Origin of the sequence: Algoriphagus persicinus, assembly GCF_035156415.1 — a bacterium.
Lineage (GTDB): Bacteria > Bacteroidota > Bacteroidia > Cytophagales > Cyclobacteriaceae > Algoriphagus > Algoriphagus persicinus.
The window spans coordinates 45820-70078 of sequence record NZ_JAYEEY010000024.1 but is presented as its reverse complement, the minus strand read 5'-3'; the positions used below and the strand labels follow the sequence as shown (position 1 = coordinate 70078).

The window sequence follows — 24259 nt, the reverse complement described above, 5'->3', positions numbered from 1 at the left end:
AGAGGAAATTTAAAACTATGTCCGAATCTATTGTAGCCAAAACCCCTTATGCATTCACGCTTCCTGGGCATTCGAATGAATCAGGAAGTCTGCACTATTGGCAAAATCTAGCGCTCTTCCCTGATGGAATACAGCGCTGCTTTTGGATCTCTGGGGTGAAAGAAGGTGACACACGTGGAAATCACGCACACTGGCAAGAGTCGCAAGTGATCGTGTCGATGGTAGGAAAGGTTCACTTAGAAATTCATTCCGCACTTGGAGAAATTCACCATTTTGAGCTGAATTCTCCTGAGCAGGCTGTTTTTATTCCTCCTTTAAATTGGTTGATCGCTAGATTCACACTTAATTCAGTTTTGCTGGGGATGTCTGATCAGGCGTTTTCAGAAGATGATTATATCAGAGACTTCGACTATTTTGAAAAGCTTCAAGAAAGAACTAAATGAATCCCACGAGCTTCGGGTGATTTCCTCCTTGCAAGAGGATAAGGATTATTTTTTGAGCAATTTCACTTGCGATGCGTATCTGGATCAGCTGGATTTTATCTGGGAGAAAAGGCGAAAAACCAAAGCGCATATAACTTTTGCAATTTCTAAAACAAATGCTGCAGTCTCCTTGCCGCAGGCACCATTCGGAGGTTTTTGGATGCAAGAGGGCTTGAGCTCGGCTGCTCTGCAAGGGTTCCTTTTGGCGATTCAGCGCGAAATGCACCAGCGCGGCATTACCTCTATTGCTATTACCCAATCCCCTAAACCTTACGTTTCACGGGCTGATTTGATCAATTACCTGTTGTTTAAAAATGGCTTTGAACTGACAAAAGTGCTATGTCATCATTTTTTCATAGGTAAAAAGAAGATCAATAAACTAGCACAAAAGGAGACTGCGAAGCTACAGTCAAAGGTTAAGGATGTGGGACTGAAAGTCAGTCATTCCTCCATCACCAACTTTGGGTTTTTGAATAAAATAAGGGCTTGGAACGCGCTAAAAGGCTATGAAGTAGCGATCGATGAGAATAGAATTGTACAGCAAGTCTCGGAATATCCAAACCGCTATTTCTTGATCACTATGAGCAAAAATGGAATAGCAATAGGCTATTCACTCGCTGTGAAACTCACCAGTGATTCTCTTTATTATTTTCTTTCAGCAATTGATCCAAAGTTTCCTGTGAAAAATGGTGGAGAGCTTATTTTAAATGAGCTTTTTCTGCTTGCTATGGAACAGAAAGTGGGTTTAATAGACCTTGGGTCATCAGACCTTGAGGAAGGGGCAAATCATAACTTGATGTTCTTTAAGTCACGCTTCTCAAATGATATCCATAGTAAGTCCACTTGGGTGAAGAAGATCTGATATGGAAAAGGAAGGTAGTGTTACGGTAATTTGTATTGCTTTTAATCATGAAAAGTGGATTGCAAAAGCGTTGGATAGTGTACTTGGTCAGTCTTATGAATATGTGGAATTGATCATAGCTGATAATGGGAGCTCGGACCAAACGGCTGGAATAATTCGGGATTGGGTAAGCAAACACTCTCTTAAATTCCCTGTTTCTACGATTTATAATTCAGCGTCCATTCCTTATTGTAAGCTTTTTAATGAAATGCTGAATCTTGCAAATGGAGAGTTTATCGTGGATCTTTCTGGAGATGACTTTTTGTACCCCCAACATCTTTCACTTTCACTCGACAGATTAAAAAGCATTCCAAACGCAGCTTTTGTATTCTCAGATGCGCACATACGTGAAGAAAATGGCGTACAAGAAAATTACTATCAGGAAAAAGAAAAGGATGAGCTGAAGGGTAAAGTCTTGGATAGGGACTTTTACCGAACGCTAATTAGTAAAAGTTGTATTTCATCACCTACGGTGATTTTCAGAAATCAAATGCTCAAGCAAGAAGGCGGATATGATTCATCTCTTATTTACGAGGATTTTGATATTCAACTGCGTCTCACTAATAAATATCCAGTTGTTTACGCTGACCACGTTGGGGTTTATAAGAGAAAGCACCCCCATTCACTTTCTGCCAATCAATATCGGTGCTACCAGTCTGAAATGCTTCCAAGCACGCTGCGCGTCTGTGAAAAAATCAGAGCTATGAATAGCACTTTAAGTGAAGATTTGGCTTTGCAAAAGCGTGTTCTCTATGAATTGAAGCATGCACTTTGGTCTGCAAATTTTGTCCCTGCACAGGGTTTTGTGAGGTTGGCTAGGCAGCTAGGGGTGGAAAGTATTGAATTTAGCCTCTATCAGCTTTGGCTTCGTATTCGGCTGGATGTCTCTTGGCTTTATGTCACATTGACTTGATCAGCCTACGATAACTTCTATAAATGGGGGATTAGAATAATATTTTTGACCTATGTTGAGTACGTCTTTTGCATCGAATTTTTTCAGAAAGGCCAGTTTATCTGCATAATAATCAAAGTCCATTCCCGAATGATACACTGCTTTGAACCTTTCCATCAAGTCAAAAGAAGTGCTGAATTGCTTTAGCATCTGCCCGATTAGATAGTTTCGGACCACTTCCAATTCTGCCGTATCAATTTCCACCTCTGTCAAGACTTGGATTTCATGATAGATTTCCTTGATTACATCTGGATAAAATGATTTTTGCACATCGGCTGCGATCATCCAATAGTGGGAATCACCTATTTCAGCTAGTGATGAGTGAATTCCATAGGTATGTCCCTTGTCTTCCCGGATGTTTTTGACAAGTCGGGAGCCAAAATATCCTCCGAGAATTGTGTTAAAAACAGTGAGAGCGATGAAGTCTGGATGTGTTTTGGGAATGGACCAATTGCCAATGCGAATACTGCTTTGAACAGATTTCTCTTTAGGTTCAGCTACTGCCATAAGTGTATTTATGCCAGGTAAAAGAACGGGAGCTGCGGCTACACGATTTGGTAATTGACCGAATAGATGACACAGAATTTCCAGTTCTTTAGAATCGAAATTCCCAGTCAAGAAAATTTCTAATTCTTGCCAAAGCATTGTCTGGTAATAAGAACTCAGTTGATCTATGGATACGCTATCCACGTGGCTTTCCTCTACTTCAGCCCCGTATGGATGTGTAGCTCCGAACAGGCATTTTCTAAATACTTGACTCGCTCTGGAGGCAGTCTTCTCTTTTTCTAATCTAATGATGAGTTTCCGCTGAGATTGACGTTTTTCCAACATTTCGATTGGAAAAGTGGCTTCAGTAAATATGGAAATGAATACTTCTAATACAGTGTTTAGGTGCTTCTTGGTAGATAAAAGCCCTAGTCCTTCATGCGAGAAGGATAAAATAGGATGTACTTCTGAGGCATAAAAATCAAAGAATTCGGCGATTTCGCCTGCGGTTTTATTTTTTGTCCCTTCCAAAAGCATTTGAAGTGTGAAGGAGGAAACAAGTGTTTGATTTAGGGGAAGAGATGCTCGTTGGCCCTTGCAAAGCACATCAATTTTAACAGCCTCCAAACCAGGGGTAGGGATATAAAAGAACTTGGCTCCATTGGAAAGCTGGAATTCCGATGGGGGCAATAGTTCAAAATCCTCAGGAACGTGAAATCCCGGAGCTTTTGACCTGTCTAAAACCATTTTTAATTAGGGATAGTGTACATCAAAGAGAATCGTAGAGTCTCTGCGAGTGGGTGATTTTGTTTTTGAGGAACTAAGTAGGAGAAGTCAAATCCAAGTTTTTTTAGATCAAAGCCAACACCCATGGTAAAGTATTTTCTGCCACCTTTATTTGGGTTTTCATAAAAATAACCAGTGCGTAGCGCAAACTTTTCGTCGTATGAGTATTCCACTCCGAAGGAGATCATGATTTCTTGTATCTCTTCTGAAAATCCTCCCGGAGCATCGGCAAAGGATCCGAACATCCCTGAAAGCAATGGGCGATTAGGATCTTTTCCATTGCCTGGTTCTATGATGAGATTTCCGTTTTCATCTGTTTCTAAAGTACCATCTTCATTAGTGGAGTAAATAGGAGGAGAAGGGACTAGAAGTTTGTTTAGATCCAATGCAAAAGTAAGCGTGTTCATAGGGTCAAGATCTATGGAGTAAGCTATGCCGGCTTTTAGATTAGTAGGGATGTAATCCAAATCATCCGCAGAATTATAGGTGATTTTCGGGCCAATATTCGTGATACTAAGACCCCAGGAAAAGTTGGTCTCTTTAGTCCCAGCGAAGCTTGGTTTCGAATAGTAAAGACCTACGTCTGTTCCAACACTGATACCGGGTTTGGCTTCACTGCCTCCTACCGATGAGATGTTGCCTGATAGGTTTGAATAAATGAAGCGGGCAGAAATCCCCAATCCTAAGTAGGAGGTGAGCTTTCTGGAATAGGTGCCGCCTATGGCAATATCCCGTGGATTAAATTCACCTAATGGGTTTCCTTTGCCGTCAGTTAATTGAATATCGCCCATATTGAAGTAGCGAAGGTCAAATCCAAATGCTGAAACTTCGTCAATTCTAAAATAACCAGTCAAGTAACTCAAAGACATATCATTGACAAGCTTGCCTAGCCAAGGTGAGTAAGAAAGTGAAAATCCAGTCTGACCTTCTACGAATGCAAGTTTACCTGCATTCCAATGAGCTGAATTTGCATCTGGCGAGGTAGCTACCCCTGCATCTCCCATGGCAGAATGTCTGGAGTCTGGAGCGAAATTCAAAAATGGTACAGCAGTAGTAATCACTCTTCGATCAGGGTCTTGACCTGAGATTATAGTGCTGTTCTGTGCATATGCAGATAAAGTAGCCAGGGTAAAAACTGCTATAAGTAAGTTTTTCCTATTTCTAATGGCCATTTTTTTCATTGAATCACGATTAGTCCGCTCACGGAATCTTTAGAATTATCAAGTTCTGACTGGAGCGTTAATTTGTAAATATAAGTTCCTTTTGCTGGATATTTGGTTTGGTTTTGTAAAAAAATCCAAGACAAACCCCTGATTGGAGAGTCAGCCTTAACTAAACGCTCACTTTCTGAAAATAGTATCTTGCCGTCTGTTTGGTAAACTGCAAGGGTTAGATTTAAGTTTTCTCCAGGTTGATTATGCTCAACCTCAAAATGACTTTCAACTTCGGTTGGATTTGGATAGGTCGTGTGATTAAGGATTCTAAGTCTATTGCTTCCTTGCACGAGGATTTCTTTACTCAACACACTCTGGTTTCCTAAGTTATCCCAAGCTTTAATAGTTACCAAATTCTTACCTTCTTTTAATCCTTTTAATTCGATATTTACTTTTCCCACAGTAAAAGAATTATTTTCCGACACAAACAAGTTGTTTAAAACAACAGGATCATTTTGATTTATTTGAACGGTTAAATTTTCTGCAGGTAAAAAACCGGATATATTAATACCACTTATATCCGAAAATGAGGCTTCCATTGGAACGGTGGTGGCGTAAAACGTAAATGGGGCTTCTACTTTGCCTGCAAAAGCAGCAGTTATCTCAGGTCCATTCGTGTCCATTGGAGAATTGCCGGAAGTACCACCTATCATAGGTGAACTAAATCCAAAAGCCTCCCATGTCTGATTCTGATTTTCACCGAAGATCCGTATCCTTCCTTCTCCAAATTCTAGATTTATATTTTTTGGAATAATCATCTTTCCTTTAATCTTTCCAGCTACAATTTTCCCTCTTCCTTTGAAGATCAGAATTTTTTCTTCCTTGAATTCTACAGAGCTACTCTCATCTCCCAAAGTTTTATTCGTAGTAGGTTTATCATGTATTTCGATAATATAAATCCCGTCAAACCTTGTTGAAATCCCTCCTGTACTTGGATTAATCACTTCTGCTTCAAATTCCACTTCTTGAAGAGCCGAAAGTGTGTCTAGTGAATTTTGATTTTTAGGATCTTGTAGTGAAGTAAATTTGATTTGGAATTCTGGCCTAGCTAGCTTCATGCTTGGATCAGCTAAGAGGCTGAAATTTCTGTTAAGGGCTCCGTTTTGACTTTTGTTTTTTGTGTTTCGGAAGATGCTTCCCAGATCTTGGGACTGTCCATTTTCCAGTCTGAAAACCTCCTCAATAAATGCTTTATTCAAAGAATAATTCACACTGCTGAAGACTGGTCTTCCAGTACTTAAAAGTCCTATAGCACCTTTATTTGGAGAAATCAATAGCTCTTCAGCTGCAGATCTCATAAATGGGCTGTCATGTCGTCCAAATTCACAGGTCGCAGTCATCCACAGAGCCAGTTGATCCTGACTAGCCCAATTTGCAATGTCCGATGCCAGGAAAACTTCTTCGGCTGTTAATGTAGTTTCGTTTCCATGACCTATATAATTCATGAGCAATGTCCCACGATCCAGTTGCTCCTCTAAGGCAGTTTTTGCCATGGGCGAGGATTGCATCTCACCATTTTTCTCTTGTTCAAATCTGTCCAGATATAATTTGACTTGCTTATAGTCTTTGTGGTTTTCACTCAGAAAGGCGGCATGAGTTTCTGAGTCTCTTAGATGGATATTGTTATCTCCATCATCAGCGAAGAAAGTCACTGTTTTTTTCCAGTCTCCAGCCTTGGGATTGCTTTCATAAGTAATGATTTTATCTACTACTATCTGGGCTTCCTGCGGATTTATTACCGGCAATCTCCCAACGCCAATTTGCATTTGTTCATCTCCCTGACGGCTTTCTTTCCATTCGCCTTGGCCAAATTCAAGTAGGGAAAAATAATCATCTGAGCTGAACGTCGTCAAGGGATTTAAACTGTTTCTACTGGTATAAATAGGTACAAGGTTTGGTCTTCCTCCCAAAATACCTTTGTAATCAAAAGTCCCTTTACCAAGGATTAAGACATTTTGAAGTTTTCCTCCTTGATGATAATGCCAAGCTATCAAATTGCGAATTGCAGTTAGATCGGGGTTGCCGTACCCGAAAGAATCGTAAATATCTTCGAGGTAAACAACCTCCGCATAGATACCCATTCCGATTTTGTGAAGACTGAGCTTCTCTGCGGAATTACTCAGTTTTTTAGGAGCAATAATTACTAAGTCTGGCCATGAGGATTGTGTTCTTAGAGTAAGGTTTACTGGTTCTATAGGTGAGATTTCGTTGGTTTCGGCCTCTCTGAAAACAATAAATTTCTGCCCAGAAACAATTGACCCTGAACTTAAATCAAGTGCTTTTGGAATGAAAAAATCGCTTACTTCCCAAACTGATAAAGCTGCCAATGGAGCTATAGGCATGGATGCGGGTTGACCTGAAGAATAAACTCCTTCATCTAAGGAATCACTGGAATGTGGAACGCCAATCCCTATAAATTCAAAATATCCCGAGCCATTTGTGTCTGAAGTTTGGAATGAAACTCTCAGCCGCTCTACTTTATTTCCAGCAGGCAAAAAGATTTCTTCAACACTGGATTCTTGACCTTTAATAGCGTAAGTACTGCTTGGAATTCCGCCGAATGAACTTTCTGCAATAATCAATTCATCCGCAGCCACACTTACTTTCGCTTGAGTGCTTGACCTACCCATTACTTTTGCGAATACTTTCCAGCTGGCACTAGAGCTTGTCTCTAGGGGAAGGGCATATCCACGCGTTATTCCTGGAGCCACCGCCCGCGAGTACCAAGCTCGGCCCGAATTTAAAATGTTATTTTCTTCCTCTTTGAGCCAGTTCCATTGGTAAAGAACAGCTGGAGCTAAAGTGCCTGCCTGTCCGGATACGGTTGCTATTCTCTTTGGATTTTGAGTTGTTCCAATCAGAAAACTGATGGAATCAGCGTATTGATGATGTCTATAATCAACCCCATCCTGATTAAATGTATAGCTATGAGGGGATGAAAGATATACATACAAATTACCATCTTTTTCCAAACTTGGAATTTCTTGCAAGTCTAGGTTATCGCTGTGCAAAAGTTGGGGCAGCATCCCTGGGTATCCAAATACTGCAAGTTCACTTACAGAATTCGCTCCTATTTTTCGGGCCTGAGCGGCAGTTATCTTATAGATACCTTCGTCTCTGATTTTAAATTTGAAAAATGAGTTTTGACCAGAAGCTGATTCAATCAACAGGAAGTTGAAAAGGAGAAAGAATAGTAGCTTGTAGTTTTGGCTATTCATTTGGGACTCTTACCATTTTCCACTAGTGATAAGCCTAAGTATGCTAGTATTACGAGTGGAATACCTGCCAAGCCGAACAGTAAGATAAGCCCGAGACCAATTGCTAAAAGCGCGTACCTGAATTTATTATCTATCAAGGAATAGGTCTTGAACTTCAATGCGATTAGTGGTATCTCAACAAGTAATAAAATTGAAAATACCCAAGCTATTACCACTAAGAAAAAAGGGGAAGTGAGCCAAGTTCCAACCCATGGCCATTCGATGGCAAAGCATGGTAAGGTGCTGATAAATAGTGCGTTTGCAGGAGTAGGTAGGCCAATGAATTTATCGCTTTGTCTGGTATCCAAATTAAACTTAGCTAATCGAACAGCTGATAAAAGTGGGACTATCAATGTGAGGTAGGGTAGCCAAACTATGTTGCTGTTGACTTGGGCCATTTGGAAAAGGATCATCCCCGGAAGTACACCAAAAGACACCAGGTCGGCTAAAGAGTCGATTTGTTTCCCTAGTTCGCCTTGTACGTTTAGCAGTCTAGCGGCAAAGCCATCAAAGAAGTCAAAGACCGCAGCTAAAATGATGAAATAAGCTCCTGAAACAATATTTCCATTGATCACCCAAATAATTCCGATTACTCCTGAAAGTAAATTGAGTAGGGTTATTGCATTTGGGATATGAGATTTGATTTTCAAAGTCTTGCATTTATACCCACAAAAGGGTTATGAGTTTTTTCAAAAGCTATTGTAGTTTCAGGGCCATGGCCAGGGTATATGAGTGTTTCATCAGGAAGTGTGAAAAGCTCCGATTTGATCTTGCTCAAGAGTAATTCATGGTTTCCACCTGGTAAATCTGTGCGACCAATACTGCCTCTGAACAGCGTATCTCCGGCAATGCATTGATGTGAAGCTTCATGATAAAAGACCACATGACCTGGAGCATGCCCGGGTACAAAGATGATTTTGAGTACTTCATCACCCACCTGGATCTTTTCTCCTTCGATCAGATACCCATCTGCTTCACTGCTTTCATAGCCTACAAAACCATAATTGGGAGCATAAACTTCCACAGCCTTTAAGACTGCAGCTTCATCTTTATGAATCAGAAGTTCGATTCCGAACGTTTTTTTTGCCCATGCATTTCCCAATACATGATCAATATGGCAGTGTGTGTTGAGTAATTGGTGGATTCGAATCTTTTTCTCAGACACAAAGTCCAGCAACTCTTTTCGCTCTGCGAGATCAAAACAACCCGGATCAATTAACGATCCATTGCCTTTTTGGTCATAAATCAAATAGGTATTTTCCTGAAAAGGATTAAATGTAAAAGACTTAATATGAAGCATGGGAAATGTATGTCGGTATTGGAACAAAATAAGGAATTAAACCTTTATTTTGGGCTATGGAAATTGATTTTTTGCTCATAGGACAAGGACTTGCCGGTACAGCTCTGGCCTATAGACTGAAGCAAGCTGGAAAGAAAATCAGAATAATCGATCAGCCTGGAGCTAATAATTCGAGTAGGATAGCTGCAGGACTTTTCAATCCGGTGACTGGCAGAAAGATGGTTAAGACCTGGAAAGCTGATTCGCTTTTCCCAGTGATTAAGCCATTTTATCAAGAATTAGAAAAACTAACTGGCAGTAAATTCCTGACTGAAAAAGCTATCTATAGGCCATTCTTGACGATAGAAGAGCAAAACGAGTGGATGGGTCATAGTGCTGATCTGGGCTTTTTGCCTTATTTAGAAGCGATTCATTTAGAAAGTCAATCCGAATTTCTTAAGGATCCCTTTGGTGGAGTAATGTTACGTAACTCAGGATGGCTGAATATCAACAATCTACTTGATGCAATGACTGCGTATTTAAGAGAGGAATTGATCTTGGAAAAATTTGACGAGAGCTTACTTGCACGACAGGAAGAGTGTTGGTCTTATCGTGAACTTCAGACAAAAGCAGTGATTTACTGCAACGGGCTGGGAGCCATGCATTCTAGGTTTTTCGATTTCCTGCCTTTTGCTCCTGTCAAAGGAGAAATTTTGGAAGTGAAACAAGAATTTACTCCGGATTATGTGGTGAATCGAGGCGTTTTCAGGGTGCATTTGGGACAGGGAGTCCATCGCGTGGGATCGACTTATACCAAGCATGACTTAGAGATAGGTGCGACAAATGCCGCAAAAATGGAGATTTTGGAGAAGTTGACAGATTTGGTACGACTACCAGTGGGGGAAATTATCAGTCATAAGACAGGAATCAGGCCTGCTACCAGAGATAGAAAACCTTTTTTGGGAAAACATCCTACCGAGGTAGGCGTTTACTTATTCAATGGTTTTGGAGCCAAAGGCGTATCTTTAATTCCTTATTTTAGTGAGCTAATGGTTGCATATCTACTAAATAATAAGGCTATTGACCCCGAAGTGGATATAGCTCGGTATTTTAATTATATTTAAAAACATCTTTCAGCAAATCGAATGCGATATCACCTTTTCAGAATTTTAGTTTTTGCTGGGTTATGGCTGAATTCTTTTTTTGCCCTTGCTCAGTTTGATCAGGAGCGTTTTGGGAAAAACAGAATTCAGCACCAGCAATTTGAATGGTATTTTTATTCCTCGAATAATTTTGAGGTGTACTACTATGACCGTGGAGGTGCAAATGCCAAAATGGCCATTGATTATCTGGAAAGTGAGTTTAATAGACTTACGCAGATGATTGGTTATGTGGCCTACACTAAACCTAAAATATACATTTATAACTCTCCAGAAGAGCTTTTGCAGAGTAATATCAATCTTAACAAAGAGGAATATAGTGAGCAAGGGCAAACCAATTTCAACAGATTATTGGCTGAGGTAGCTTATAAAGGTGAAATTGACCTATTCAAAGAGGATTTGATTTATGGAACAGCGAAAGTTATCATTGAAGAAATGCTGTATGGATCGTCTGTGTCTGATGCTTTCCAATCCAATCTAACCAATAGTTTTCCAGAATGGTATGTGGAAGGTATTGCCTTGTACCTGGCCAAAGGCTGGAGTCGGGAAATGGATGATTTTATCAGGCACTATTTCCAAGAAGACGAAACCCCAAAAATTCTCAAGTTGAAGGAAAAGGAAGCTGCCCTGGCTGGACAGTCTGTTTGGAATTACATTGCCGAAAGGTATGGTAGAAGGTATGTTTCTAGTGTTCTAAATCTGTCTAGAATAAACAGGAATGAGGAAAATAGTATCGCAAATACGGTTGGGCTTAATTATAAAACCTTTAATGAGGACTGGAAAAAGTATTATTTGGATATTAATAAGCAAGTATCTACCACTTTTAAAGATCCGAACAAGGGCGCCGCTGTAGCAGAAACTTCTCCGAAATTTATTGGCGCTATCAATGATATCAAGTTCAGCCCAGATGGCTTGAATCTGGCCTATGTGATCAATAGTGGTGGCAAATACAAAGTTCAGATTAGAGAGGTTAGTTCTGGACGAGAACAAACAATTTTTGCAGGAGGAACATCCTTGCAAGACCAGGAGGCAAATTTCATCTCACCGGTAATCGCCTGGAGAGATTCTGCAAATATTGCGATAGCTTCCTTCAAAAGAGGATTTACTACACTGAGATTGAGATCAATAGATGGCTCCAATCAGGATAAGATTTTCCTGAGGAACATTACACAGATCCTTAGCCTGGACTTTAACAGTACTGGGAAAAATATGGTGCTTTCGGCCATCTCAAACGGAAAGTCTGACATCTATACGCTTAATACCAGAGGGGCGGGAAAAAGGTTGACAAATGATTCGTTTGACGAATTGACTCCAATTTTTTTAAATGATTCTACGATTATTTATTCATCAAATATGACGAATCTACCAGATTCGCTTCTAGGGAAGAATCTAGAGATGTCATCATTATCAAGTTATTATAACCTCTTTATGGTGCAAGTGACAGATACTATAATCACGAAGAAGCTGACTAATTCTAATAGTAAGAATATCAGACCTCGAAAGGTAAATAGCAATTCAATTGTTTACCTAAGTGATCTCAGTGGAATAAATAACCTGATGCGGATGAGTATAGGAAATCAGGTTTCTAACCAGATTTCAGCACTTAACAAAAGCATAGAAGCATTCGATGTCAATTCTAGAATGAATAGAATGGCTTATTCTGTTCGAGACGGAAGGCAGAGCTATTTGGTAATAGAAGGTTTTTCCAATGCTGATCAATTTACTCCCAGTACACCGAGAATACAGCTGGAGCAAGCAAAGAGTTTGAATGAACGATTGGCAGCTAGAAGGCTTTTGGAAGAAAAGGAGACGAGAGAAAATCTACCAACAGTAACTCAGGATGCGAATCTTTCTACCCAGCCTTTAACCAAGCTCGATACGATCTCAAAAAATTCAACCTCTTCCATTGATCTTAAGCGTCTAAGTTTTGAGTCTAAAAATGGAATCAATACCGACAATTACACATTCGATACGTTGCCAAATAATCTTACCTCACCTGTAGCTGCAGCAGCTGAGAACAAGACTAATTTGCTAGATGCATTTAGGAAGGAAAGTTTAAAAAAGAGAGTAACAGGGCCTAGGCCAATGGAGCCTCAGTTTTTCATCAACAATATCAATACCCGATTTGTCGTAGATCCTTTGCGAGGTTTTGGGATTGGTCTTACTGGCAAAATGACTGATTTACTTGATAATCATTCCTTTCAAGGTGGTGTAATGACTACACTTGACTTTAGGTCTGGAGGCGATGTCTTCTTTGAATATGAGTATTTGAAAAGTAGAGTTGATTTCAAAGGGAGATTTGATCGTAAGACAATTCGTGTTACCGAAGGAGATATTACATTTCAGAAATATGTGCTGACCAAAGTAGAAGCTGCGATTTCTTACCCGTTGAATGCAAACGCAAAATTCACTCTTTCTCCTTTTGCAGCAAGAACACAATATTTTAACCTCAATGCTGATTCCTTAATAAGCGGTCAAGATCCAGATCAAAATCGGCTAAATGTCAATTATGTGGGAGGAAAGGCAGAATTCGTTTACGATCGTACGCAGTCTCTGGGGCTTTATTCCCAGACTGGATTCAAAGGTAAAATTGGCTACACGCAGTATCAATCTTTCAACAATAAGGAACGTTCATTTGGGAATTTCTATTTGGATTTGAGAGAATACAAAACAATCCATAAGAATATTGTCCTTGCTGCTAGATTGTATGCGGGATCATTTATGGGAAATAATCCGCAGACCTACCTGCTGGGAGGAATGGATAATTGGCTATTCAATGAGTTTTACTTTCCACCATCCAATAGACCGGAATCTTCACCTATAAGAAACCCAACCGGCACAGAAAATTCAAATGTCCTTTTTGCAGACTTTGTTGACTTGAGAGGATATGACTATGATGAAATTCGCGGCAGCAATATGATCACATTTACTGCTGAGTTGAGAATTCCTGTTTTCTCCTACCTGACCAGAGGGAATATCACTTCAAATTTCATTCGAAACTTTCAACTTATAGGGTTTTATGATATTGGCTCGGCATGGAATGACTCCGCCCCATGGGAGCGCGTAAACGATCAAAACACAGAAGTAATTAATACCCAAGGATCCCCATTCACTATTGTGCTTAATAATTTTAACAATCCTTGGCTACAAAGTTATGGTGCAGGATTGAGGACAGTGTTGCTTAACTATTACGTCAAATTTGATGTGGCAAGACCAATTCGAAATTATGAAGCGGAAGACTTAAAGTTCTACGTAACTTTGGGCTTCAATTTCTAACTACATATTTTAAGATGATAAAATCAATGACCGGCTTTGGAAATGCCGGATTTGAGGATGAGCGAATGGTGATCCAAGTGGAGGTTCGTACGCTCAATTCGAAATTTCTGGATCTTTCCATCCGAAGTCCCAGACAGTTTAACGATAAGGAGCTAGAAATTAGAAATCTAGTTCAATCCATTTTGGACCGTGGTAAGGTGAGTATTTCGATTGATTTCCAATCTAAGGGGTCTGTAGAAATGCCAGTGGCCATAAATGAAGATTTGTTTAACCTATTCTACCAAAAGTATAAAGACCTTGCTGAAAGTGTAAACGATAGTTCTCAGGATATTTTTAAGCTAGCATTACAATCTCCAAGTGTAATTACACAGTTGACAGGTGAGGAAAGGGATGACCAGGCAGATTGGGATGAAATCAAAAAAGTTTTGACAATAGCTTTAAATAAATGTGACTCCTTCAGACAAGATGAGGGGAATTCTCTGGAGGAGAAACTGCAAGGAAATATCAAATCCATAGCTACTGGTTTAAAGAAAATTGAGGGGGAAGAGGGGAATCGAAAAGATAGAATCAATCAAAAGATCCGAAATCATTTCAATGAATGGCTGGACGAGAATTCATTTGATGCTAATCGCTTTGAACAGGAATTGATCTATTATTTCGAAAAACTAGACATTACCGAAGAGATTGTTCGGCTCGGCACACATTTAAAGTATTTCGAAAAGTGTCTTGATGAAGAAAGCAGCCAAGGCAAAAAGCTAGGTTTTATCAGTCAGGAAATAGGCAGAGAGATCAATACCATTGGCTCGAAGGCAAATGATGCCGGAATGCAAAAACATGTAATCCTAATGAAGGACGAACTTGAAAAAGTGAAAGAACAATCACTAAACGTATTATAGAAAGAGGGGCCAAGCAGCCCCTTACTTTTTGCTAAAAGGTATTTTTTTGTCTAGTTGAGCTGAAAGCGGATTGGCATAGTCATACGAGATCGAACAACACGACCGCCAATTCTCCCAGGATTCCAAGTTGGTGAGTTTTCTATTACTTCCTTCGCGACTTCATCACATCCACCACCAATTGTCCTCACCATTTCTATGTCCTGGATAGAGCCGTCAGTATTCACTACAAAGCGGACTATGACCATGCCCTCTATCCCCATTCTTTTGGCTTGTGACGGATAGATAAGGTTTTTGTTGAGATAGGCATGCCATGCATCCATATCCCCTTTAAACCTAGCCTGAACGTCCACAAAGTTTTCTATTTTATCAATTTCCTCAACTATCGGCGGAGCAGTCATCTCTACTTCTGGGATAATAGTGTCCTCAATAGTATTAATATCGAGTTTGATGTCGGTGATTTTATCGATTTCAATATCATCTGGAATGATATTCACTTGTATGGGAGCTGGTGGGGGAGGGGGTGGAGTGGTGTGGATTGTGATAGGAATATCTAGATCATCCCAATCATCTTCCATTCCATCAAATGTCTTTATAATTTCTTGATCTTTAGCTTTCCATTCAAAAGCTATTAAAACTGCGCCTAGACTGATTGCCAGTCCCAAATTAAACAAGGTGGCTGACCATCTTTTCAGATCTGACCTTCGGTTTTTTTTGTGTTCCATGAGTGTATTATTAGAGGTTCGAAAAAACTATTCTAATAAATTACACTAGATAACTCACTGATACTAATCTACTAACACTATTTAACTAAGCTAAAAGTTGTTAATGATTGGACAAAAAAAAGACCCGATTTCTCGGGTCTATATGATTAGCTAAGTTTGAATCTAATCGGTAGTCTCATACGCGTACGTACTGGCCGTCCCCGTTGTTTTCCTGGAGTCCAATTAGGAGCTGCTTTTACAACTTTAACTGCTTCTTCGTCACAACCTCCGCCGATTCCTCTCAGTACTTCTACGTCTTGAATAGAACCATCAGTGTTCACTACGAATACTACGATTACGGTACCTTCCACTCCCATTCTTCTTGCTTGAGTAGGATATTTCAGGTTATTTGAAAGGTATTTGTTCCAACCTGCCATTCCTCCTGGAGGGTTAGGTTGCGTCTCTACTACATCAAAGATTTTATCTACTTTTTCCTCTACGGGTGCTTCAGCGATTACCACTTCTTTGATTACTGTGGTTTCCTTCACATCTACATCAAAGTTAACTTCGATTTTCTCTTCGATTTCTACTTCATCAGGAATCTCCTGAATGATAGGCTGCTCGATAGGGGGTGGAGGTGGTGGTGGTGGCTGCTCAGTGATAGGAATATCTAGCAATTCTTCGAAGTTGTCAGTTACTTGACCAAGGTCTTTCAATGAACCATCGTCAAATGACTTCCATTCGAAGGCAGCAAGGGTAGCACCTACAGCTACTGCCAAACCAAGGTTCAGGAACATTCCTGACTTTCTGGTTAGATCAGCACTGGGAGTCTTTTTTGCTTCCATGATAAGTTTGGTTTATAAAGGTTAATTTTTTTCTATTTCAGACTAACAATTGTAATAATTAATAGGCATTAATCCAAGCCAATCTTGGTAGTTGGAATCTTAAAATATGCTAATAAGCCTACGATTCCACCTATTTCATTGACTATCATATCCATATAATCAAAAGATCTGTAAGGGATATACAGTTGTGCGTATTCCAAAACTATTCCTGCGGCAATACCGAAAATCAAATAGTTGCTGAGAACTCTTCCGTGTAGGCCATTTACAAAAGCCCTTTTTACGCCTACCCCACACCAAAGAAAACTCAAGGTGCCAAAACAAACAAAGTGAATAAGTTTATCCGCGAAGTTAAATGATGAATCAGGGAAGTTATTCCCTGGAGTCAACATGGCTGCGGCAATGAATAAGAGCCAAATTACTGCAATTCCTAATCTCAAAATGGTTTGTTTATTCTCCTACTAAAGCTGCATACTCAGAGGCAGATAGTAAATCAGAGGGAAGATCCCCAGTGATTTTTACTTTGATCATCCAGCCTTTTTCATAAGGAGATTCATTCACAAGTTCTGGAGAATCTTCCAGATCAGAATTTAATTCCAAAATTTCACCAGATACAGGCATGAATAAATCAGAAACGGTCTTTACTGCTTCTACTGAGCCAAAAACTTCGTTGGTGTCTAATGTATCACCGGTTGTTTCAACTTCTACATAAACGATATCTCCTAGTTCACCTGCGGCAAATTCAGTGATTCCAATAGTTGCAACATCACCATCAATTTTAACCCATTCGTGGTCTTTGGTGTACTTTAGTTCTTGAGGGAAATCCATATTTGTGAATAGTTATATAGGAGTCAAAATTAGCAGGAATCAAATCAGGATGAAATCTATTGTCCTAAATTAAATCGAAGTTGGCCACCAAAAGCAGTGGAAGTTCGCTTATAAGCTGTCGTCACTCTAGGGTCATTGATCGTTCTGTCAAAATACAAGGTGAGGTTTAGGTTTTGGTTAATCAGGTAGGAGATGGTTGGTCGAATCGAGATATTTAGATTTCCACTAGTAATGGTGCTGCCTTCTTCGATCTTTCGCTGGATTTGGGTGGTACTCACTACCTTAGAATCCAATTTGAACTGCAGGTCATTTTTGAGAACTGTTTGTCTTCCTTGGAACTTGAATGGGATTTTCATGCCTGCTTTAGTATATCCTAGCGTCAATCCAAAATCATTGCTTTTCTGTTCTGTGACCTGCGAGTTGGAGAAGTTCAATCCTAGGTTTCGTTCCTTATTATACATGATAGCTATATTCAGTCTGTCTTTTGTCAACATATCTATCCCGATCAGCGGGCCAAATCGCTCCGTGAGTACGACCTGATTCAGCACGTAAATTGGGATGTATTGCCCTTCCGTATTTACTTGTGTAGGTCTTGGTATTTGCTGTAAGGTATAGTAGAGCTCTAGCCCCTGCTGATATTGAAGGGAGTTAGAGAAATTACTCGCATCATAGCTTGATGTGTACATATGTTGGATATTGATGCTACTGAATATCTCGCTTAGCCCTTTGATTCTGGAAAGTCCACGATAGTCCAATCGCCAATTTGGCAAAGGAGTTTTAGGGAAAGGATTCAGGTTGAAAGTCGTAGCATCTTTACCTCTATAGGCTGAGAGGAATGCAGGTATCAATACATCTTGGCCATTTATGGCATATTCTCCCCCAGCATCCATGGCGTCTAGCCTACTTTTTATGATGGCTCTGTTATTTTCGAAATTTGTGAAAAGAGGTGAGACATTATCAAAATCATCTTTGCTGAAGCTGGTGCCAAGCATTATCGTAGTGACACTGTAAGCGCCTAGTCTATTAGGGCTTATGGATTCGTAAACTCCCGGATTTACCATGGAGTTCCTGAAGATTTCCTGATAATCGCCCACTTCTCGTTTGGAGGCATTTAAGGTAATTTTGAAATCCTGGAATGGCTCAATCAAACTACCAAACCTCATGTTTACTACGCTACTTTGCCGGAAGGTCTGCGTGAGCTCACTGCTTGGCGCCATGATTCCAGCCTGTGCGAATTGATTTCTGATACTAGGATCCTGACTACCTAAGAGAAAGGCTAAGCCAGGGTTGTCAAATGCTCGATCCATTCCTAAAAGCCCTGTATTTGGCATGTATCCGGGCAAGAAAGTTCCTTCAATTTTACCATAATTGAAGGTGACCTCCTTTACCATCATAAGTGATTTCAGGAGTTTATTAGTGAAAGGAGTACCGATGGTATCTTCAGCTTGTGTCCCTGACCTACCTGGGATACTTGGTCTTTTTGGGGCGTTTAATGCGGCCAGCGTTTTGTTTTTATTATATAGTTTGATTAGATCTAGCTTACCGTTGAGGGATTGGTCTCTGGTGTTTTGAATGGAATTGCCAAGCGTGTCCTTTTGCCCTATAGCTCCTGTCAGCCAGGTATAAGTAGTGATGTATTTATAGTCTGCTTTAATCCAGTCGGTAATAGGTGACTTGTCTAGTGGCAGCGTGTAGTTAAGATTTATGCTGTGGTTATAATTTGTACGCCGGCCGAATCTCCAAGCATTGTACCTGACAGAATCAGATTTTTGCTCTGTATCCAAGTTGCCTTGGGGTTCATCTACTATTGCCATTACACTTCCGGTATAATCTACACGAAGATTTTTAGTCAGGTCCCAATTCACCGAATAAAAGCGATTTATAAAGAAGCTTTTTTGGAAAAGTGGGTCCACTCCAACCGTACTGAGCTGATCATTTCTATACTGGGAACGCAAATGCTTCCGATCTATATCTAATCTCGCCAATACTAGGGTAGGCGATAGGTTCAAGTTGAAATCTTTAATCAACTGCAAATGCGGAGAGTCTAGAAAACCTGCGTTTTTGAACGGTTCTATAGCGAGAGGTTTTGGTTGGTAACTGTAGGTGACATTGCCGCGATAGGTTTTGTAGCTGTAATCCTGAATTTGCGCATTTGTCTGATTCATTATTCCAAATGCATAGGAAAAAGAGAGGTTGCTGAGGTCATAAAAATGGCTTTTTGCATCGGGATTGGTCTTGATTTTCCGTACGTTATTGAAGCTTATGTTTTTGCGGTTTACTTGATCCAACGCAATTTTTCGATACGCATCTTTTTGATCTTGCGTCTCAAATTTTTGCAACGCCACCTCAAACGGTACATCAGGATTCAAAGGATCGTATTCAGGTTTTGTAGTGCTATTTTCCACAGAAAAATACATGGGAATACTCACACCTAGTCCTTCTGGTAAAAGTTTGTGAATGTCCACATTGGTGGAAATATCATACTGAGTGGTAGCAGATCTTGACCGTTGAGAAAGTCTCGTTTCTAATCCTCCAAAGCCAATGGAATTATGTCTTATCGAACCAGAAACTACCGCTACATCAGCGATTTTCACATTCATGAGTGCATTTGCCGCCCAGCCGTTCGATTTGGTAAACCCTGTCACCCGCAGCTCATTTGCCCAAATACAAATGCTACGACTTCCACCACCATTTGTACCGGGATTTCGCACACCTATCATAGAAGATTGGGATTGATTCAATTCTGGGCGACCTACCACTGTGACAGTGTAACGACCCACTTGCTGTGAAAATGGAATATTTAACGGTACGTGCTGATTGTCACGCGCTACTTTCACTCCTACTATTTCCTGGATAGCAATGTCGATTTCATTTTCTGTCGGCCAGATCTGCGCTGGATCTCGTGTACCTTTTGGCGTGATCAAAAGCGGTACTTCTATTTCGTAATAGTTATCTGTATTATCTGTGCCTAATCTTAAAAACGCTGTAATTTCTCCATCCCTAGCGTCTTCACTGTCGGCATGTAGAAACATCTTGATTCGCTCAAACTGCACCAAATCCAACGTGACATTTTTGAAAACTGCTCTGGCGTCTTTAGCTCCAAGGTCTTCTATACAAACTCGTAGTGACTGCTCATTTAATCTTCTCTCTACAGTTGAGGTATTGTCACGGTCTCTGATAATGCCTGGAGGAAGCACATAAGGGCTTTCGGTGGCACTTCCTTGACTGTTTTCCTCTATACTCACTACATCCACAGTGACATTCGAATTGTCAGGCTCGGGGATTTCGAACAGCCCTCTCTCAAAAAGTGATTCCTGAAAAACTCTCCATTGGCTGCCCACCATTCGGAAGTTGGCCATTCTTAGTACTACTGGTTGCTCAAAATCAGTCAGATAGGTTCTGAACCATCGAATGGATTTGAATCCTGTGATGTCCCCTTCTACACGGTCAGGCTGACGAACAGGAATGCGGAATAAGTACCAATCTACATTTTCACCATTTACATTAGCGGTAGTTTTGTCTACGATATTATTTTGACCCACTACCATGCTGCCTGGCTTCAGATCCAGTTCGTATGAGTAGTAATTCTCCAGTTCGTTGATGGTGTTATCCGTGTTCAAATCCTCATTATCCGGAGTATTTGATCCAGATGGAGTGTAGGGAAGGTTTTCATTGGCAGCTACTGGCGTATTGCCTTCCATTCCGTTGAATTTTTTATATCGCTCTAGGATTTTAACGTCGTTTTGATCAAAATTATCGTCTAAGTAATATTTGAATAAATCTCCTGAAACATCTTGGAGAATTTCATTTCTAGCAGTTGCATTTACATTTAAGCGATTTAAGAATCGACTACCGAAATAAGTAGCTTCATCTTCATTTTTCAATCCATCCAAACCGACATCCTGATTTTGTCTGGATATCTCTGAATTATCAAAAGCCGGCAGTAAATATTGTTCACGGGTAATTCTTCCCCACTCATTTTGCCCTGTCTCGGCAGGATCACCATCTGCTGGAAGTCCATTTTCGAAAGCATGGCGACCATCTTTCAAGATATCCTCGGAGATATCTCCAAGATTGATAAAAAGTTTACCTCCCGTTGTGTTGTTTTGATTAAAGGTACCGTCCAACACCCGGCCATTTTCCCCTTCAATAAATGGATCCAATAGCCAGAATTCTATGTATTCTATATTTGTGCGGTCAAAATCAACTTCGGTAGTTATAGCTCTGGTTACACCACCGAAATTCATTTTTGGATTGGGGAGCAATCCGTTTGTAGTCAGGTCAGTATTGTAATTATACATTCCTCGTTCACTTGGAAAGTATGCTAGTTCAAAGAGAGGCTCAGGTGTAACAATCACCTCTCGATCTTGTTGAGGGAAGATCTCCTGAGGAAGTACTCGTCTTACATAGTGATTTCTACGGTCTTCCCGAGTGATATTAGACGGAACTCCCGGGCCACTTTCTCTATAGAAAATATTATCAATATTGTACCAAGCCACTCTAGCTCTGCGGTAACCAGCTCCTAGATTGTCTTCAGTTTGGTTACTTAGGTCAAATCTATCATCAGAGGTTTGTGGCGTAGATGACAGCTTCCAGTTTTGATTGGCAGCTCCCCCCAAATTGTATGGAGTAATAGCTGCCTCAAAATCATCTATATACGAAGCTTGCTCTCCATTCACTCGATTGGATGTTCCGGGAATGAGATGGGCGAACTCTCCACTGATCTGCACCAGAGAGGTTTCCTTGGTGCTGGTAAAAGGAAGTGCATCGGCCATTTTAGTCAGCCAGCGTGATTCATCGCTGAAATTCCCATCCAATCCCCAAAGGCTATTTCTTAACGTCTCACTTCCCGTTGCAATTCTGGTGACATTTGGCCTTTCATTCAAAAAAAGAAAAGTACCTCCTACGTTAAACTTGTCACTGAATAAGTAATCCATTCGAGTCCCTAGTAAACTTCGCGTTTGGAAGGACACCAAATCAGCTTTTTCAAAACTCACATTGATTTGTTTGCCCGACTGAAGTATGGCATCATTGATTATGACAAGCCTTCCTACATTATAATCTACGGTAAAATCTACCCCTTCAGTCAGTGGAATATTACCTGCCTGCACAATCACCGAGCCAGGCGAGATATTAAGTCCCGGCAATTGGATCTCGCTAGCAGAGCCGGCCGTCAATCGTCCTTTGATGAAATATTTGTTTAGCCTAGTGACTAGCTCGGCATCTGCCTGGGTCGTTTGGTATAAGGTATCGTAAACGTATTTTTCTTTGAGGATTACTTCTCCTGGCTGAAAATATTTTTCAAGGTTCGAACCAAAAGGCTCTAGCACAGGGAAGACCAATAGTCCTCTATCTGTGAGTATGGTTAGTCCTTCTACAAAGTCGAAATTCCCGTCCGGTGCAGGGTCATTTTGCGGGTTGAGATTGTCCAGCCCTGTGAGCCTGATCAATGGTTTGTCTTTGACTTCTGCACCCTCAAGTAGTGAAGGATTGTCAAGTCCCGTACGGTCATCTCTATAGATTACCTGAAGCTGAAAACCATCCCGAGTAATTTGATTTGCATTCAGGCTATAGACATTTTTCATCATTAAATCCCAAGTAGGTACTCGGGTATTAATCCGAGCAGGACGAAGAAGTTTCATGAAAATCAGCTCATCTTCCAGTCGGTTTTGATAGTCTTCCGTTAATTCACCGACTTTATACACTTGCCCGTTGTAAGTGTATTCGTAGGAAACTGCCAGAACCTCATCATTTTGAAGTCTTCTGAAAAGTGATAAATAGCCGAGTTGGGGGTTAAAAAAGTATTCAGTTTGATCTAACTTCCTCGCTCCATTGATTTGTTCAAAATCTACTCCTTTTCTGAGCCCCAAGCTTGATTCCATCGCTCTCGACCCAGTATCAAATGGGCGAAAAGCGAGGTTAGTGGATAGGTTTGAATATAGCTTATTTGCTGAATTCCCCGCAGGTGCAGCGGGGTTTCCTGGCCCAATATTGGGATTTGTAGGATTGAGTAACACTCTTCCTTCACCCAAATCCATGAATGCCGCAAAGTTCCGAAGCGTTTGAGTATTGGCGGCGCGGTTCATAATATACACCTCAATTCTAGTCACATTCACACCGGAGAGAACCTGCGGAAGTCCTCTCAGCCATCTTTCGTAATTGTCCCGGAAGAAATGTGCGATAAAGAAATGCCTATTGTCATCGTATTTCGAAGCCTGAATATCAAATGATCTACCTTGACCATTTGCATCGATTGTTAAATTATCTCTGCGGCCACGCTGAGTAGATGCGACAGCTGTCACACCGAATTTACCGAATTTGAGCTGAGTTTTGACCCCGAAAAGATTTTGAGCTCCTTGAATCAGTCGATTCTGAACCGGCATGCTGACATTACCGATTTCAATGGATTGAATGATATCTTCTTCGAAACCATCGAATTCGAGTTTCATTTGATTTTGAAAATCGAAAGAATTATTTGAGTCAAAATTGGCTCCGATTTTTACTTTTTCTCCTAATGTCCCATTGACTGCCATTTGGATCTGCTGATCAAAATTGAATCCTCCGTTTCGCTGCTGTCGGATAGGAAGGGTAGGATTATCCACGCGCCGGAAAATAGCCCCGAAATCTAAGTTTACATACCCTGATGGGACGATGTTTATTTCACTCCCTCCAAAAATCCTATCAAAAGAAGGACTGACAACAAGTGGTGGAATTAAGCCTCTTCCTTCTACAGCACTTTCTCCATCGCCACCACGAGCCCTGCTTCGCCAATATTCCTGCCGGACTTTATATTCTTGAATTCTAGAAAACTGTTCGAAATCGTATTCTTGCTCATTGCCTATTCGTACGGTATCAATCTGATCGACGACGTTGTATCGAAGCGTGGAATCAACCTTTACCACCACATTTTGGGTGATGGGGTTAGCTTGAGAAAATGGGGCTTTTGACTGTAAAAAAGGGTTGCGAGATGGATACAGAGGGTTTGTCCTCAGATTTTGCCAGAGCAAATACGAGGGGGTTAGTCTCCTTAGATTCAATGAATCAATCCGGGACTGAACACTGTCAGGATTGGTTTGTTGAGCCTCAGAAGTGGAATAGGCTAGCAGTAGACCAAAAAGGATGAATAATTCAGGCCAACTACCGAGAAACCTCCTCCCGCAAAAAGTCAGTACACTCCAAAAGTTCAATACAACTTAAAA

Annotated in this window: 16 protein-coding genes; 6 read left to right on the top strand and 10 right to left on the bottom strand. The window is 40.6% G+C overall.

Annotation, left to right across the window (positions count from 1 at the left end; all coding sequences use genetic code 11):
• The first annotated feature begins 17 nt into the window (after nucleotides 1-17).
• From U3A58_RS17165 to U3A58_RS17155, 3 genes are read left to right on the top strand one after another with little or no spacing between them, the layout of a single operon-like run.
• Entirely contained in the window at nucleotides 18-443 is a 426-nt protein-coding gene (locus tag U3A58_RS17165; RefSeq protein ID WP_323825508.1) for a sugar 3,4-ketoisomerase, read from the top strand.
• Nucleotides 415-1344, top strand: a complete 930-nt coding sequence (locus U3A58_RS17160; protein WP_323825506.1) for a hypothetical protein — start codon at nucleotides 415-417, stop codon at nucleotides 1342-1344. Before U3A58_RS17165 ends, U3A58_RS17160 begins: the two co-directional genes overlap by 29 nt.
• Before the next feature lies 1 nt (nucleotide 1345).
• Nucleotides 1346-2296, top strand: a complete 951-nt coding sequence (locus U3A58_RS17155) for a glycosyltransferase (RefSeq protein ID WP_323825504.1) — start codon at nucleotides 1346-1348, stop codon at nucleotides 2294-2296.
• Here the strand turns inward: U3A58_RS17155 and U3A58_RS17150 are convergent, their stop codons facing one another.
• Genes U3A58_RS17150 through U3A58_RS17130 form a run of 5 tightly spaced genes read right to left on the bottom strand, consistent with a single transcriptional unit; the run spans nucleotide 2297 to nucleotide 9378 of the window.
• Nucleotides 2297-3568 carry a M16 family metallopeptidase gene (locus tag U3A58_RS17150; RefSeq protein ID WP_323825502.1) on the bottom strand — a complete coding sequence of 424 codons (1272 nt, stop codon included), beginning with the start codon at nucleotides 3566-3568 and terminating at the stop codon, nucleotides 2297-2299. It abuts the gene before it with no gap.
• A 2-nt stretch (nucleotides 3569-3570) separates the two neighbouring features.
• A complete protein-coding gene (gene porV, locus U3A58_RS17145) occupies nucleotides 3571-4779 on the bottom strand; it encodes a type IX secretion system outer membrane channel protein PorV (RefSeq protein ID WP_323825530.1) in 1209 nt (402 codons plus the stop codon).
• Between the two features lie 5 nt (nucleotides 4780-4784).
• The gene (porU, locus tag U3A58_RS17140; RefSeq protein ID WP_323825499.1) at nucleotides 4785-8039 is read right to left on the bottom strand and encodes a type IX secretion system sortase PorU; all 3255 of its coding nucleotides are present in this window, start codon (nucleotides 8037-8039) and stop codon (nucleotides 4785-4787) included.
• On the bottom strand, nucleotides 8036-8728 hold the full coding sequence (gene pssA / locus U3A58_RS17135) for a CDP-diacylglycerol--serine O-phosphatidyltransferase (RefSeq protein ID WP_323825497.1): 693 nt from the start codon (nucleotides 8726-8728) through the stop codon (nucleotides 8036-8038). Before pssA ends, porU begins: the two co-directional genes overlap by 4 nt.
• Nucleotides 8725-9378 carry an MBL fold metallo-hydrolase gene (locus tag U3A58_RS17130; RefSeq protein WP_323825495.1) on the bottom strand — a complete coding sequence of 218 codons (654 nt, stop codon included), beginning with the start codon at nucleotides 9376-9378 and terminating at the stop codon, nucleotides 8725-8727. The genes pssA and U3A58_RS17130 overlap by 4 nt, the downstream gene beginning before the upstream one ends.
• Before the next feature lie 56 nt (nucleotides 9379-9434).
• Between U3A58_RS17130 and U3A58_RS17125 the strand changes: the two genes are divergently transcribed.
• From U3A58_RS17125 to U3A58_RS17115, 3 genes are read left to right on the top strand one after another with little or no spacing between them, the layout of a single operon-like run.
• Nucleotides 9435-10481, top strand: a complete 1047-nt coding sequence (locus tag U3A58_RS17125; protein WP_323825493.1) for an NAD(P)/FAD-dependent oxidoreductase — start codon at nucleotides 9435-9437, stop codon at nucleotides 10479-10481.
• Between the two features lie 21 nt (nucleotides 10482-10502).
• Nucleotides 10503-13793, top strand: coding sequence for a biopolymer transporter Tol (locus U3A58_RS17120; protein ID WP_323825491.1), 3291 nt, complete (start codon nucleotides 10503-10505; stop codon nucleotides 13791-13793).
• A gap of 14 nt (nucleotides 13794-13807) precedes the next feature.
• Nucleotides 13808-14689 carry a YicC/YloC family endoribonuclease gene (locus tag U3A58_RS17115; RefSeq protein WP_323825489.1) on the top strand — a complete coding sequence of 294 codons (882 nt, stop codon included), beginning with the start codon at nucleotides 13808-13810 and terminating at the stop codon, nucleotides 14687-14689.
• Between the two features lie 50 nt (nucleotides 14690-14739).
• Here U3A58_RS17115 and U3A58_RS17110 read toward each other — a convergent pair whose 3' ends face one another.
• The 5 genes from U3A58_RS17110 to sov form a co-directional block, all read right to left on the bottom strand.
• On the bottom strand, nucleotides 14740-15411 hold the full coding sequence (locus U3A58_RS17110) for an energy transducer TonB (RefSeq protein ID WP_323825487.1): 672 nt from the start codon (nucleotides 15409-15411) through the stop codon (nucleotides 14740-14742).
• A gap of 146 nt (nucleotides 15412-15557) precedes the next feature.
• Nucleotides 15558-16235, bottom strand: a complete 678-nt coding sequence (locus U3A58_RS17105; protein WP_323825485.1) for an energy transducer TonB — start codon at nucleotides 16233-16235, stop codon at nucleotides 15558-15560.
• Nucleotides 16236-16303: 68 nt separating this feature from the next.
• The gene (locus U3A58_RS17100) at nucleotides 16304-16672 is read right to left on the bottom strand and encodes a VanZ family protein (protein ID WP_323825483.1); all 369 of its coding nucleotides are present in this window, start codon (nucleotides 16670-16672) and stop codon (nucleotides 16304-16306) included.
• Between the two features lie 10 nt (nucleotides 16673-16682).
• The gene (gene gcvH, locus U3A58_RS17095; RefSeq protein ID WP_323825481.1) at nucleotides 16683-17060 is read right to left on the bottom strand and encodes a glycine cleavage system protein GcvH; all 378 of its coding nucleotides are present in this window, start codon (nucleotides 17058-17060) and stop codon (nucleotides 16683-16685) included.
• A 56-nt stretch (nucleotides 17061-17116) separates the two neighbouring features.
• Entirely contained in the window at nucleotides 17117-24247 is a 7131-nt protein-coding gene (sov, locus tag U3A58_RS17090) for a T9SS outer membrane translocon Sov/SprA (protein WP_465038362.1), read from the bottom strand.
• Between the last annotated feature and the right edge of the window lie 12 nt (nucleotides 24248-24259).